Raw genomic sequence first — 14,055 nt, 5'->3', positions numbered from 1 at the left:
AAATTACTCCTTTGTAGAACTAATTAACAATTTAATCTCATTATCTAATATATTAATCAACTCATATGCTTTTCTTTTGATGATAAGATGAAAACTATAAGCTGGTATTGCAACCAAAATACCACAAGCTGTAGCAACCAAAGCTTCACTAATTTTAGGTGCTATAATACTCAAAGAATTTTGTGTGCCAAGCCCTCCAAAAGTTTCAAGTATAGAAATAACCGTTCCAAAAAGCCCAATAAAAGGTGATGTAGAAGCTATAATACTAAGCCAAGTAAGTCCTATAGTAGCTTTTTTCTCTACTGAATTTTTATAAATATTCATTTTTGTTTCATCTATTTCTACGCATTTTTTTAAAACTGAAGAACTTTGACTTAAATCGTTTTGACCTCTTGTTAAAGCTTCAAGAGCTTGGCTTTCATTTTTAATCCATTGATTAATCAACATTAATCTTGAAAACAAAATACTAAAACTTAATATAAAATACACAGAAAGCCAAAATAAAACTATATAGGTTATTAAACTTGTATTTTCAAAAAAGTGAAAAATTGCTTGAAAATCCACTATCTTTGCCTCGCATTATTATCTAATTTAGCAAAAGTAGATGCTAAAACTGCATTATCACTACTCATAGATTTAATTAGCTCTTTTGCCTCTTCTAGTTTTTGAGCAATCTCACTATCGCTATTACCGCCAACCCAAACAGCTCCTTTAGCAAGAACACTTACTTTTGTTTCAGAAACTTTAACATGTCCTGAATCAACAGCAATTAGCTCATGAGACGAATCTTCTTTTTCTATATCTATAATTCCTGTTTTCAAAGAAGATATCAAAGAAGCATGACCTTTTAAAACTCCAAATTCTCCTTCACTTCCTGGTAAAACAACCAATTTCACATTCCCTTGGTAAATCATACCAAGAGGTGTGATAATTTCTAAAGATATTAGATCTTGCATAAATTAACCTTTTTTTGCTTTATCCACTTTGCAATTATCTAAGCAAACATCTTTTCTACTAACTTCTTTTAAGGTTTCAGCTTTTGCTATAACTTCATCAATTCCACCTACCATATAGAATGCATTCTCTGGCAAATGATCATATTTTCCTTCTAAAATTCCTTTAAAACCTGCTATTGTATCTTCTAAACTTATATATTTACCTGGACTTCCTGTGAAAACTTCAGCAACGAAGAATGGTTGAGATAAGAATTTTTCTATCTTTCTAGCTCTTTCAACTATTAATTTATCCTCTTCACTTAATTCATCCATACCTAAAATTGCTATGATATCTTGCAAATCTTTATATTTTTGAAGCACTGATTGAACTCCACGCGCAACTTTATAATGCTCTTCACCTATAATTTGAGGATCAAGCATTCTTGAAGTAGAATCAAGTGGATCAACAGCTGGATAAATACCTTTTTCAGCAATTGATCTATTTAAAACAGTGGTTGCATCTAAATGTGCAAAAACAGTTGCTGGAGCTGGGTCTGTTAAGTCATCTGCTGGCACATATACAGCTTGAACTGAAGTAATAGAACCTTTTTTAGTAGAAGTAATTCTTTCTTGGAATTTACCCATTTCGCTAGCTAAAGTTGGCTGATAACCAACAGCTGATGGAATTCTACCTAAGAGTGCTGACATTTCTGATCCTGATTGAGAGAATCTAAAGATATTATCAATAAACATCAAAACATCAAGTCCCATTTCATCTCTAAAATACTCAGCCATAGTAAGACCTGTTAAAGCTATACGATTTCTAGCTCCTGGTGGTTCATTCATTTGTCCATAACATAAAGCAACTTTATCTAAAACATTACTTTCTTTCATTTCATTATAAAGATCGTTTCCTTCACGCGTTCTTTCACCAACGCCGGCAAAAACTGAATATCCACTATGTTTAAATGCAACATTGTGGATTAACTCCATAATAATAACGGTTTTTCCAACACCTGCACCACCAAAAAGACCTACTTTACCACCTTTTGCATAAGGTGCTAATAAATCAACTACTTTAATACCTGTTTCAAAAATTTCACTTTTTGTACTTTGTTCTTCAAATGGAGGTGGATCTCTATGGATTGACCAATGTTTATCAAAAGCGATTTCTTCACCTTCATCAATCAAATCACCTGTTACATTGAAAATTCTTCCAAGAACTTTTTCTCCAACTGGAACACTAATTGGATTACCTGTAGCTTGTGCTGCTAAACCTCTAACCAAACCATCAGTCATATCCATAGCAATGGTTCTTACTTTATTATCACCCAAATGCGCTGCAACTTCAAGCACTAATTTACACTGCTTTCCTTCCAATTCATAATTAACTATAATAGCTTCATTAATTTGTGGTAGATATTCTTTAAATTCTACATCAACAACTGGTCCTAAAACTTGAGAAATAAAACCTTGCATCATCACTCCTAAAATTATTTCATTGACTCAACACCGCTGATAATTTCTATCAATTCGGTTGTAATAGATTCTTGTCTAGCTTTATTATAAGCTAAATTTAACTCTTTAACTCTTGCTTTTGCATTATTAGTTGCATTATCCATTGCTTGCATTCTAGCACTATGTTCAGCTGCCAAAGAATCAACCAATGAAAAATACATATTATATTCAAAATAAGTTTTTAACAAATCATTTAAAATCTCTTCATCCTCAGGTTCTAAATCCAACAATGACTGAGATTCTTGCTCTTGCTTACTTGCAATAGCTTGAACAGGTAATAATTCATTTATACAAATTTCTTGTGAAATCATATTTTTATAACCATTATGTATAATAACAACTTTGTCAGTCAGCTCAGCTATAAAATCATCAACAGCGTTTTTGATAATAGAACAAGCTTTATCATAATCTGGACTAGAACTTGTATCTAAATATTTTTCTAAAATTTCAATATTTTGAAAATTAAAATATTCTATGCCTGTTTTACCAATAGCTCTAAGCCTAACTTTGATTTTTTTTGCCTTACACTCTTCAAGCATTTCATTAACCGCTTTAATAGTTTTTATATTAAAACCACCACAAAGACCTTTATCAGCAGTTACGAAGATAATATCCATTTTTTCGATATTTTCTTTCTTCCTAAAAAATGGAAATTTATCTTCAAGCCCTTCATATTGATTAATTTTAAATGAAATTTCAGACAAAACTTCATCAATTTTTTGAGCAAAAATTTTCGACTTTTTAGCTGCTTCTTCTGCTTTTCTTAATTTTGCAGTTGAAACAAGTTTCATTGCATTAGTTGTTTTTTGAGTGTTATGAACACTTTTAATTTTTCTTTTTATTTCTTTTAAATTAGACATCAATTAAACCTTATATATGGTTTGCTTTAAACTCACTTAATGCTTTAGCTAATTTCTCTTCTAAATCTTTATCTAAAGCTTTTTTAGTTCTAATTTGCTCAAAAATTTCTGGATATTTAGCTTCTATAAATGGATATAACGCTGCTTCAAATTCATTAATTTTTGCAACCGCCACATCATCTAAATATCCTTTAGTTCCTGCATAAATCATTACCACCTGATTTTCTGCTGAAAGTGGAGAATATGGAGCTTGTTTTAAAACCTCTACCATTCTTTGTCCGCGCTCTAGCTGTTTTCTACTAGCCTCATCTAAATCACTAGCAAATTGTGCAAAAGCTTGTAATTCTCTATACTGAGCTAAATCAAGTCTTAATGTCCCTGAAACTTGTTTAGTAGCTTTTATTTGAGCTGCACCACCAACCCTTGAAACAGATAAACCAACATTAATTGCAGGACGAATACCTGAATTAAATAAATCTGTTTCTAAGAAAATTTGACCATCTGTAATTGATATAACATTGGTTGGGATATAAGCTGAAACATCACCCGCTTGAGTTTCGATAATAGGTAATGCTGTTAAACTTCCTGCACCTAGTTCATCACTTAACTTACTTGCTCTTTCAAGTAATCTTGAATGTAAATAAAATACATCTCCTGGGTAAGCTTCACGACCTGGAGGACGGCGTAAAATCAAAGACATTTCACGGTATGCAACCGCATGCTTACTCAAATCATCATAAACTATTAACGCATGTCTTGAATTATCTCTAAAATACTCACCCATAGTCACACCAGCATATGGAGCAAGATATTGCAATGCAGCAGGATCTGACGCACCCGCATTTACTACTATACTATATTCCATTGCACCATATTCTTCAAGTTTTTTTACTACTTGTGCTACCGTGCTTTGCTTTTGTCCTATAGCAACATAAATACATATAACATCTTTGCCTTTTTGACTAATGATTGTATCTATTGCTACTGTTGTTTTTCCTGTTTGTCTATCACCTATGATAAGCTCTCTTTGTCCTCTACCAATTGGCACCAAAGCATCAATTGCTTTTATACCTGTATGTAAAGGTTCATGAACGCTTTTTCTAGCCATTATACCTTTAGCTTTTTCTTCAACAAAGCGATATTCACTTGCTTCAATAACACCCTTAGCATCAATTGGCTCACCCAAAGCATTAACAACACGCCCAATTAAAGCATCACCAACTGGAACTTTTAAAAGCTTTTTAAGTCTTTTTACTGAACTTCCTTCTTTAAGTCCTAATCCCTTTCCTAATATAACTATACCAACGCTTGATTCTTCAAGATTAAGAACCATACCTTTTTCGCCGTTTTCAAATTCAACCATCTCGCCAGCCATGGCATTTTTAAGTCCATAAACCTTAGCAACACCATCTGCAACAGAAATAATCTTACCTGTCTCTTCAATTTCTAAATTAAAGTCAAATTTTTCAATTCTTTCTTTTATAATAGAACTAATTTCATCTGCTTTAAATTTCATTAAATCTCCTTAAATTGCTTTTAATATATAATCATTCATTTTAGCTTTTAAGCTTTGCATTGAAAAAGAAATTTCATAACCTAAGCCGTCTAAGCTAATTCTAACACTATCATTATCACTTATTTTACTATCTAACTTAATATTTGCATTAAATCTTTGACTTAATTTTTCTTCTATTGTTTTAATTTCATCATCACTTAGTTGTTCTTTAGAATAAATTTGACCTAAAAAAGTATTTTCTTTTAGTGCTTTTTGTTCGCCTAACTCTTTAGTAAGCTCTGGTATTAAACCCTCTCTATGATTGCTAACAAGCAAAGCAATAAAATTTTTAAAAGCATCACTAGGATTATCAGTTAAAGAAAGTAAAAAATCTAATTTCTCATCTTGCTTAATATCATAAGAATTTAAGATATTAAGAAATTTTTCCAACCCAAAAGCCAAACTTAGTTGATTTAACTGAGAATAAAACTCATCAAAATCTTTTCTATCTAATATAGCTTTAGCATATGTTTTAGCTATTACACTACTCATTAAGATACCTTTTTCATCATGATATTTAGTATTTCTTTTTGTTCTAATTGTAAATTTTTATCTTCGAATATTTCATCTAATACAGCTTTTACAACTTCTTTTTCCATTCTACGCATTTCATATTCTTTATGTTCTTCATAAGACTTTTCTAGTGCTTTAATTTCCATTTGAGTTTCTGTAGCTATTTTATCTGTAATTATCTCTGCTTCTTTTTTTGCAAATGCTATTGCATTAATAGAATCTTGTTTGGCAAGATCTAATTTTTTCATCATTGCCAATTTATGATTTTTACTAGCTATAAGCTTTTCTTGAATTTCATTTATTTTTGATGAAATTTTTTGAATTCTGTTGTTATAAAATTCTTTCAAAGGAGTTGCCAAAAAATAATACAAAATTGCAGCAAATAATACGAAATTCACAGCTCTTGGTATTATATCATATTCTCCACTTCCATTTCCCGCTGCAAAAGCATAAAATGGAAAAATCAAAAATATAACTTTTTTTAACATTAATGCTCCTTAAATTTTACTTAGGCTATTTTTAAAACTCTGTTTAAATTCTGGCATTTTTAAACGCATCTCTTCTTTTAACTCTTTTTCTTTTTCTTTTAAGCTTTTAAGAAAAACAAGCATTTGATCTTCTAATTCTTTTTTCTTACTTGCAAGTTCTTTTTCTTGTTTTAGCTTTGCTTCTTCTATAGCTTTTGATTTTATTTGATTTATTTCATCTCTAGTTTGTATATGAATTTTTTCTAATTCTATTTCCACATTTGAAATATCGTCAGAATTTTTTTTCATTTTTTCTTCATCGTTTTTGATTGTCAAATCCCTTGCATCCATAAATTTAACCAAAGGTTTATATAAAATCGAATTTAAAATAGCAATTAAAAGTAAAAAAATTACTCCAGTGGCTATCATTATAGAAAAATGCACATCATTAAACATTAACACTCCTAAAATAATATAAATAAAACAAAAAAGTATATCGCAAAATTCCTAAAAACATATTTAATTTAATATTTCTAATAATTTTTTAATATCCATTTCATTTTTAAACGAAATAGTTATTTTTAAATTTTTACTATTAACTTTAAAACCAAGTTGATTAAATTTACTATGCAAGTCTTTCATTGTTTGCGTGGTGCAATTTTTGCTATTTATTTTATTTGTCAAGTTAGTATTTTTAAAATTTTTGATTAGTTTTTCAGTATCTCTAACATTTAATTTTTGTCCTATGATGGTATCAACTATCATTTTTTCATCATCTTTTTCAAGACCAACCAAAACCTTAGCATGTCCTTGTGAAAGTTTTCCTTCTATGATAAATTCTTGAGTCTCTTGATTTAAATTTAAAAGTCTTAAAGTGTTAGCAATTTGTGGTCTTGATTTATGAATAATATCAGAAAGTTTCTCTTGAGTTATGTCGTGTAATTCCAACAACTCCTTATAAGAATATGCCAATTCTATAGGATTTAAATTTTCCCTTTGTATATTTTCAATTAAAGCTAATTCTCTTAACTTTATATCATCATTATTTAAAACTACTGCTTTTATTTCATTTTGTTTAAGAATTTTACACGCTCTATATCTTCTTTCTCCTGCTACTAAAACATAAGAAAAATCATCTTTTTTTAACACTACTATAGGTTGTATAAGTCCATATTCTTTGATCGAACTTGCAAGCTCTTCAAGAGCTTGTTCGTCAAAATTTTTTCGTGGTTGATAAGGGTTTGGACTAATTAAATCTAAATCAATAAATTCCAATCTACCCTCATTTGATCCAAGCTCTCTTTCATAAACCTCATCTATATCAGCTAAAATACTATTTAAGCCTCTTCCTAATGCACTTCTTTTTGCCATTTGTTTATCCTAAAATAGAATGAGCTAAATTTTGGTATGCTACTGAACCTGGAGATTTTATATCATAGAGTATAATAGGCTTACCATAACTTGGACTTTCTGCTAATTTTACATTTCTTGGTATAATGATAAAATCATCCTCGTTCTCACCTGTTTTAAAAAGCTTTTGTTTAAAATTTTGTTTTAAATCCTCTACTGTGTCTTTTGATAGATTATTTTGAGAGCTATACATAGTTGGTAAAAAACCTTTGATTTTTAATTTAGGATTGATAGTTTTTTTCACAAATTTAATAGTATTTAAAACCATTGCGACACCCTCAAGTGCATAAAATTCGCATTGTATAGGTATAATTACACTATCACTTGCTGCAAAAGCATTTACCGTAATGCTTCCTAAAGCTGGTGGAGAATCTATGATTATAAAATCATATTCATCAGAAATTTCTTTTAATTTTTCTCTCAATATAGTTCTATACTCTCCACCTTCTTTTACAACCTCTTGTTCTATACCAACTAAAGAAATATTTGAAGGTGCTAAATAAAGCTGAGGAAGTTCTGTTTTTAAAATAATTTCTGAAAGTTTTTTTCTACCTATAAAAACATGATATATATTATACTCATAATTACTTCTATTAAAACCAAGTCCTGTTGTAGCATTAGCCTGAGGATCAATATCTATTAAAAGAACTTTTTTTTCGGCTACTGCTAAAGACGCTGCTAAATTTATTGCTGTTGTAGTTTTTCCAACTCCACCTTTTTGGTTAGCTATGGTTATTATCTCACTCATCTTAAACTATATATCCTTTTATTATCTAACAATATGGAACCATCTTTATACAGCAAAGCTTCTTCTAAAGATAAAATTTTACCTTCATTGTGTATAAAAAATTTCCTTGATTTTTCAAATTCTAACATATACTTGCTAAAAATATCCTTCCATGATTGCTTCTTTTGAATATAATCAATATAATTATTTATTATTTCTTTAATATCAACTTTTATATCTAAAATTTCTGCATCAAATGGTGCATAAGCTAAATTTATACCTATACCAACAACTAAAAATTCATTAATTTTAGAACTCATCAATCCACCAATTTTTTTATCATCAAGATAAAAATCATTAGGCCATTTAAGCCAAACTTTTGAGTCTAAATCATTTAAAAGCTCTTTCATTAAAAAAGCAAAATAAATACTAGCAGAAGCTAAAGGCAAATCTTGTGTTAAATCTTGTATTTTTATGCAAAAAGAAAAATGTAAATTTCCCTTTTTACTCTGCCATGAATTTTCTCTACTTCCTATACCAGCACTTTGGGTAAATGCACAAACAGCGCAATTATCTATAATTTCATTATTGCGAATTTTATTACACAAATAAAGCTGTGTAGAATCAAGCTCATCAAAATAAATTATCTCCAATTTTCAACCTTCTACCATTCAAATAAGTCTTAGCATCTAAAGCTTTTTTTCCGCTTTCTTGTAAAGATTTAATCCTTAAAATGCCTTTTTTACATGAAAGCAAAAAGCTTTCCTTTTCTACTTGTAAAATCACACCTGAATTTTGATTTTTTTCCTTATCAACTAATTCTATATCTAAAAATTTCATACCATTTTCTAAAAAAATTCCAGGCCAAGGTGTAAAAGCTAAAAATTTTTGATAAATTTCACTTGCATCATTAAGTTCAATTAAACCATGCTCTTTTTTGATTTTTTTGCAATATGTAACCAAACTTTCATCTTGCTTTTTTGGGATAATTTTTTCAAAATTCAAAAGCGTAGAAATAGTAAGCTTAGCAGCTAAATTTGAAAGCATGGTAAAAACTTCAGCTGAATTTTTACCCTCAATGCCACATTCTTTGCTTTCTAAAATAGCACCACTATCAAGCCCTTCTTCCATAAGCATAGTGCAAACCCCGCTTATTTTATCCGCATTTAAGATAGCACTTTGTATAGGAGAAGCACCACGATATTTAGGAAGTAAAGAAGCGTGCAAATTGACGCAAGGAGCAATATCTAAAATTTCTTTTGGTAAAATCTTCCCATAAGCAGCAACAACTATAAAATCAGGTTTTAAGCTTTTTATTCCATTGATTATATTTTCATCTTTTAAGCTTTTTGGAGTGAAAATTTCTATATTTAAATTATTTTCTAAAACAAATTTTTTAGTATCACTTGGAGTTAAAATTTGCTTTCTTCCCACAGGTTTATCAGGCTGAGTAAATAAAGCTTGAACATTAAAGCCTTTATTAATAAGCTCTTTTAAAATACAAGTTGCATAAGAGGGAGTTCCCATAAAAATAATATTTTTCATAATGCCACTATCCTTTTTTGATAAGTTTTTATAGCTTTTTGATATGAAAGCTCAAGATAATCTTTAAAAATTTCAAAATTTTTTCTAGAAGGGTTGTTAATACAAATATATCCCATATAAGCATAAATTGGATGAGGCATGATAAGATCGAGCATAGAAAAATCATAATTTAAACTAACAACCTTACTCTTTAAAGCTTTTTTAGGTTTTTGACCAAAAAGATTTTGGTAATCTTGATCACAAAGAGAGCAACTTAGACGAAACACACCCTCTCTATTTAAATTTGAAGCTTTATCATTTATGCCATCGTTTTCTTTAATAGTACAAAAATAAACTCCGTTTTTTAAAACCCTATTGGGATTATAAAAAAAGCTATGCTCTTTATAGGTAAATTTATATACCAAACCTTTAAAATTAGACTTGATATATTCTTGGATAAAATCTATAGTTAAATTTTCACTCATCAAAGATTATTTTGATTTCTAATTTTTTTAACTTCTTCTAAAAGCATAAATTTAAGCTCTTTTAAACCCGTTTTTTCAAGGCTTGATACTTTAACAAAAAAGCTTTGTGGGTTATTTTCACTTTGCAAATAAGCTTTTAATTCATCATAATCATCTTCTATTTTTTGTGCAAATTCTTCGCCTAAATTTACACTATCACTTTTTGAAAGCATTAAGCCAAAATTTCTTGCATAAAGCTTGCTTGAAAATTTTTCTAATTCTTTTCTTAAAACGCAAAATTGCTCTTTTAAGCTCATTTCTCTTAATGGATCAAGCACAAAAAGCAAAAAAGAAGTTCTTTCTATATGTCTTAAAAACTCAAGCCCCAAACCCCTGCCATCACTTGCACCTTCTATAATACCTGGGATATCTGCCATTACAAAAGAATTATAATCATCTACTTCAACCATACCAAGTTTTGGAGTTAAGGTAGTAAATTCATAATTTGCTATTTCAGGTTTTGCATTAGAAACCACACTTATAAGCGTGGATTTTCCTACATTTGGAAAGCCAACAAGCCCAACATCAGCTATGAGTTTTAGCTCTAAACGCACGCTTAAGGTTTTGCCTGCTACACCTGGTTGGGCATAATCTGGGCGTTGATTGGTTGAGTTTTTAAAATGGGTATTACCAAGGCCACCTTTACCACCTTTTAAAAAGAGTTCTTTTTGGCCTTCTACTAACATATCAAGCAAAACTTCCCCACTTTGTGCGTCAATTACTTGAGTGCCTTGAGGAACGATTAACTCTAAACTTTCCCCTCTTTTGCCATTTTTATTACGCCCTAAACCCGGTTGGCCATTTTGGGCTTTTAGTTCTTTTTTGCCTTTAAAATGTGCTAGGGTATGGGTATTATTATCACAAATAAAATACACATCACCGCCATTTCCACCATCACCCCCATCAGGCCCACCAAGTGGCACATGTTTTTCACGGCGAAAACTTACAGCACCTTTTCCACCATTTCCTGAACTTAAAACAAGTTTTACATTATCTATAAACATATAATCACCAAAGTATAAATTTTTAAAATAATATTATAAATTTTTTATTTTAAGATTAAAGAAGAAAGGCTACTAAGTAGCCTTAAATTTATGCAGGATAAACAGAAACTTTTTTTCTATTTTTATCTTTTCTTTCGAATTTTACAAAACCATCAATTAAAGCAAAAATTGTATGATCTTTTCCCATACCTACATTATTGCCTGCATGAGTTGCTGTTCCTCTTTGGCGAATGATGATGTTACCAGCACGAACAAATTCTCCACCAAATTTTTTAACACCTAGACGACGACCTATAGAATCGCGATTATTCTGAGTTGAACCTTGACCTTTCTTGTGTGCCATATTTTACTCCTTAAGCTTTTATACTTGTAACTCTAACACGAGTATATTGTCTTCTAAAGCCGCGCTTTAATTTAGAATCTTTTCTGCGTCTTTTTTTATAAATCACAACTTTTTTGTCTTTTCCATGAGCAATCACTGCTAAAACAACCTTTGCACCACTTACAAAAGGTGCACCTACCTTTAATTCTTTATCGCATACAGCAAGCACTTCACTTACTTCTATGCTTGATTTTACTTCAGCTTCAAAGCGATCTAAATTTAGCATATCATTTTCGCTAACTTTATACTGCTTTCCGCTATGTTTTATAATAGCATACATAAGCTATCCTTTCTTTGGTAAGTTACCATAAAGCATTATGCATAAAACATAAATTTAAAAAAGCTTAATATGGTTAAAAGCTGTAATTATACTATTTTTTTTATAAAGTAAGCTTAAGACGCAAAAGCGTCTTAAGAATTTAAATTAAAGCTCTGGTTTTGGTGTTTTTTCAGTTGCTTTTGGAAGTTGAGGATAAGTAATATTTGGTTTTTTACCTGTTAAAGCATTTAAGAATGTTTCTATAGAAGCTGCTTCTTTATCAGAAATTTCTATACCAAGTTGAACACTACCCATTTCTTTGATTGCATCTTTTAAAGACCAAATAGCACCATTATGAAAATACGGAGCAGTTTCTGCAATGTTTCTTAAAGTTGGAGTTTTAACCAAACCATTTGCATCGCCTTTAAAATCTCCTACATTTGCAAATTTATATTTAGCTGCCACTTGGAAAGCTTGCATACTACCACCTAAATTTACTCCTGTATGGCAAGCTGTACAACCTTTATCAATAAAAGTTTTTAAACCTTCTTTTTCTTTTTTACTTAGTGCTTTTGTATCGCCTTCTAAGAATTTGTCAAATTTAGATGGAGTCAAAAGCGTTCTTTCAAAAGTTGCTATTGCATCTGCAATATTGTCAAAAGTTACTCCATCATTGCCATATATTTTTTTAAATTCTTTCACATACTCAGGCATAGAAGAAATTTTTTCTACAGCTAATTTTGCTGGTGTTGCCATTTCAGGTTCTGCTTCGATTGGCCCTTTTGCTTGATCGGCTAAAGTTCCTGCTCTACCATCCCAAAATTGCGTTGAATTTAACACTGAATTATAAACTGTTGGTGAATTTAAATGATGCGGATTTGCTGTCCATTTATGGCCAACAGCTGCTGCTACACCATCTGTTCCGCCCATACCAAGGTTGTGACAGGTATTACAAGAAATTAAACCACTTTTTGAAAGTCTTGGTTCAAAATATAATTTTTTTCCAAGATTAGCTTTTTCTTTTGAAAATTTACTTGCTTTAACACCCATTTCATTTAAAAGTTTTTCAACCCCTGCTTGATCTTTTGGTAAAGGTGCTAAACCTGCAGCTTTTGCTTCATCAAGCAAAGCTCTATCATTAGCAAAAGCAGTCGATGCAACTAGTAATGAAGATGCTACTAATAATGAAATTTTTTTCATTATCCACTCCTAAAATAAGATAAAATAAAGCCTATTTAAAATAAACTTATTAAAAATATATCTATAATTTTCTTTAAATAAGATAAAAAAATTATATCTTTAAATAAAAATTATTATAAGATAAAATATCTCTTAAATATTATTTTCAGTGTTTTGTGATATTATAAACAAAAATTTATTTCATATATTTTTAGGGATGTTAAACATGGAAAATTTAATCATTTATCTTTTGGCATATCTTATAGGGGGTATACCATTTGGTTTTTTACTGGCTAAATTTTTTGCCAATACTGATATTAAAAAATTAGGTAGTAAAAGTATAGGTGCGACTAATGTATTAAGAGTAATTAAAACAACCAATCCAAAACTTGCTAAAAAACTCGCTATAGCAACGATAATCTTAGATGCAGCCAAGGGCATAATACCCATTTTGATAGCAAAAAATTTATCCTATGATGAAAATATTTTATGGACAATGGCTGTTTTAGCAGTATTTGGACATTGCTTTTCTCCTTATTTAAAATTTGAAGGTGGTAAAGGTATAGCAACTGGAGCAGGTGTTTTAGCTGTTTTTTTACCCTTAGAAATTTTATGTGCTTTGCTAATTTGGTTTATCATAGGAAAAATATTTAAAATTTCAAGTTTAGCTTCTCTTTGTGCCTTAGCAACATTAATCACTACTTCTTTTATTTTTCATTATGATATGCCTGTTATCAATACGCATGCGCCTATTTTTATCATCGCTTTTATAGTAGTATATAAACATATACCAAATATACTAAGAATCATTGGAAAGCAAGAATGCAAAGTCATATAAAAATAAATTTAGAATTTGAATGTATTATAGGAATTTTAGATTTTGAAAGAATTCAAGAACAAAAAGTTTTTATAGAATTAGAAGCTAAAAGCAAAAAATTTTTAGACTATGCCAAAATTTGTTCAAGAATTGAAAAAATCTACAAAAAAAAGAAATTTAAAACTATAGAACAATCTTTAAAATATATCTGTAAAAATATAAAAAAACATCATAAAAAATTAAAATTTATTAATATTACTTGCTATAAATTAGAAATTATACACAATGCAAAGGTTGGCGCTACTTTAATGAAAAAATATTAAAATTATTTTAAAGAATTTTGAAAATTTGCTTAATTTGTGTTATACTTTCTCACTAAAA

The 14,055-nt window shown here is 29.7% G+C and carries 19 protein-coding genes; 2 read left to right on the top strand and 17 right to left on the bottom strand.

All coding sequences use genetic code 11. From position 1 onward, the window contains the following. Nucleotides 1–3: 3 nt before the first annotated feature. The 17 genes from CPEL_RS00990 to CPEL_RS00910 form a co-directional block, all read right to left on the bottom strand. The gene (locus tag CPEL_RS00990) at nucleotides 4–564 is read right to left on the bottom strand and encodes a MotA/TolQ/ExbB proton channel family protein (RefSeq protein WP_044598225.1); all 561 of its coding nucleotides are present in this window, start codon (nucleotides 562–564) and stop codon (nucleotides 4–6) included. After that, entirely contained in the window at nucleotides 564–956 is a 393-nt protein-coding gene (gene atpC / locus CPEL_RS00985; RefSeq protein WP_044598224.1) for an ATP synthase F1 subunit epsilon, read from the bottom strand. Before atpC ends, CPEL_RS00990 begins: the two co-directional genes overlap by 1 nt. 3 nt (nucleotides 957–959) lie before the next feature. Further along, the gene (gene atpD, locus CPEL_RS00980) at nucleotides 960–2,414 is read right to left on the bottom strand and encodes a F0F1 ATP synthase subunit beta (protein ID WP_044598223.1); all 1,455 of its coding nucleotides are present in this window, start codon (nucleotides 2,412–2,414) and stop codon (nucleotides 960–962) included. Nucleotides 2,415–2,428: 14 nt separating this feature from the next. Next, entirely contained in the window at nucleotides 2,429–3,313 is an 885-nt protein-coding gene (gene atpG, locus CPEL_RS00975; protein WP_044598222.1) for an ATP synthase F1 subunit gamma, read from the bottom strand. 10 nt (nucleotides 3,314–3,323) lie between these two features. Continuing rightward, entirely contained in the window at nucleotides 3,324–4,829 is a 1,506-nt protein-coding gene (gene atpA, locus CPEL_RS00970; protein WP_044598221.1) for a F0F1 ATP synthase subunit alpha, read from the bottom strand. 9 nt (nucleotides 4,830–4,838) lie between these two features. Next, on the bottom strand, nucleotides 4,839–5,360 hold the full coding sequence (locus CPEL_RS00965) for a F0F1 ATP synthase subunit delta (RefSeq protein WP_044598220.1): 522 nt from the start codon (nucleotides 5,358–5,360) through the stop codon (nucleotides 4,839–4,841). Next, nucleotides 5,360–5,869 carry a F0F1 ATP synthase subunit B gene (locus tag CPEL_RS00960; RefSeq protein WP_044598219.1) on the bottom strand — a complete coding sequence of 170 codons (510 nt, stop codon included), beginning with the start codon at nucleotides 5,867–5,869 and terminating at the stop codon, nucleotides 5,360–5,362. Before CPEL_RS00960 ends, CPEL_RS00965 begins: the two co-directional genes overlap by 1 nt. Before the next feature lie 9 nt (nucleotides 5,870–5,878). After that, nucleotides 5,879–6,304: a FoF1 ATP synthase subunit B' gene (locus CPEL_RS00955; RefSeq protein ID WP_044598218.1), complete on the bottom strand. Its 426-nt coding sequence runs from the start codon at nucleotides 6,302–6,304 to the stop codon at nucleotides 5,879–5,881. A 63-nt stretch (nucleotides 6,305–6,367) separates the two neighbouring features. Beyond that, the gene (locus CPEL_RS00950; protein ID WP_044598217.1) at nucleotides 6,368–7,219 is read right to left on the bottom strand and encodes a ParB/RepB/Spo0J family partition protein; all 852 of its coding nucleotides are present in this window, start codon (nucleotides 7,217–7,219) and stop codon (nucleotides 6,368–6,370) included. A 4-nt stretch (nucleotides 7,220–7,223) separates the two neighbouring features. Then, the gene (locus CPEL_RS00945; protein ID WP_044598216.1) at nucleotides 7,224–8,006 is read right to left on the bottom strand and encodes a ParA family protein; all 783 of its coding nucleotides are present in this window, start codon (nucleotides 8,004–8,006) and stop codon (nucleotides 7,224–7,226) included. Continuing rightward, nucleotides 8,003–8,638, bottom strand: a complete 636-nt coding sequence (locus tag CPEL_RS00940) for a biotin--[acetyl-CoA-carboxylase] ligase (RefSeq protein WP_044598215.1) — start codon at nucleotides 8,636–8,638, stop codon at nucleotides 8,003–8,005. Before CPEL_RS00940 ends, CPEL_RS00945 begins: the two co-directional genes overlap by 4 nt. Then, complete coding sequence (gene fmt, locus CPEL_RS00935; RefSeq protein ID WP_044598214.1) at nucleotides 8,619–9,530, bottom strand: methionyl-tRNA formyltransferase; 912 nt, start codon at nucleotides 9,528–9,530, stop codon at nucleotides 8,619–8,621. Before fmt ends, CPEL_RS00940 begins: the two co-directional genes overlap by 20 nt. Continuing rightward, a complete protein-coding gene (locus CPEL_RS00930) occupies nucleotides 9,527–9,994 on the bottom strand; it encodes a DUF6194 family protein (protein WP_044598213.1) in 468 nt (155 codons plus the stop codon). The genes fmt and CPEL_RS00930 overlap by 4 nt, the downstream gene beginning before the upstream one ends. After that, the gene (obgE, locus tag CPEL_RS00925) at nucleotides 9,994–11,037 is read right to left on the bottom strand and encodes a GTPase ObgE (RefSeq protein ID WP_044598212.1); all 1,044 of its coding nucleotides are present in this window, start codon (nucleotides 11,035–11,037) and stop codon (nucleotides 9,994–9,996) included. Before obgE ends, CPEL_RS00930 begins: the two co-directional genes overlap by 1 nt. A gap of 88 nt (nucleotides 11,038–11,125) precedes the next feature. Further along, nucleotides 11,126–11,380 (bottom strand): 50S ribosomal protein L27, encoded by a 255-nt coding sequence (gene rpmA, locus CPEL_RS00920; RefSeq protein WP_002862355.1) that lies wholly within the window; start codon nucleotides 11,378–11,380, stop codon nucleotides 11,126–11,128. Nucleotides 11,381–11,390: 10 nt separating this feature from the next. Further along, complete coding sequence (gene rplU, locus CPEL_RS00915; RefSeq protein ID WP_044598211.1) at nucleotides 11,391–11,699, bottom strand: 50S ribosomal protein L21; 309 nt, start codon at nucleotides 11,697–11,699, stop codon at nucleotides 11,391–11,393. A gap of 144 nt (nucleotides 11,700–11,843) precedes the next feature. Beyond that, a complete protein-coding gene (locus CPEL_RS00910) occupies nucleotides 11,844–12,878 on the bottom strand; it encodes a cytochrome c551 peroxidase (protein WP_044598210.1) in 1,035 nt (344 codons plus the stop codon). 205 nt (nucleotides 12,879–13,083) lie between these two features. Between CPEL_RS00910 and plsY the strand changes: the two genes are divergently transcribed. Both plsY and CPEL_RS00900 read left to right on the top strand, forming a co-directional pair. Continuing rightward, nucleotides 13,084–13,695 (top strand): glycerol-3-phosphate 1-O-acyltransferase PlsY, encoded by a 612-nt coding sequence (gene plsY / locus CPEL_RS00905; RefSeq protein ID WP_044598209.1) that lies wholly within the window; start codon nucleotides 13,084–13,086, stop codon nucleotides 13,693–13,695. Further along, entirely contained in the window at nucleotides 13,680–13,997 is a 318-nt protein-coding gene (locus CPEL_RS00900; RefSeq protein ID WP_044598208.1) for a dihydroneopterin aldolase, read from the top strand. Before plsY ends, CPEL_RS00900 begins: the two co-directional genes overlap by 16 nt. Nucleotides 13,998–14,055: the final 58 nt, after the last annotated feature.

Origin of the sequence: Campylobacter peloridis LMG 23910, assembly GCF_000816785.1 — a bacterium.
Lineage (GTDB): Bacteria > Campylobacterota > Campylobacteria > Campylobacterales > Campylobacteraceae > Campylobacter_D > Campylobacter_D peloridis.
Note: the sequence above shows the minus strand (reverse complement) of the source record. Positions and strands in the feature narration are given on the sequence as shown.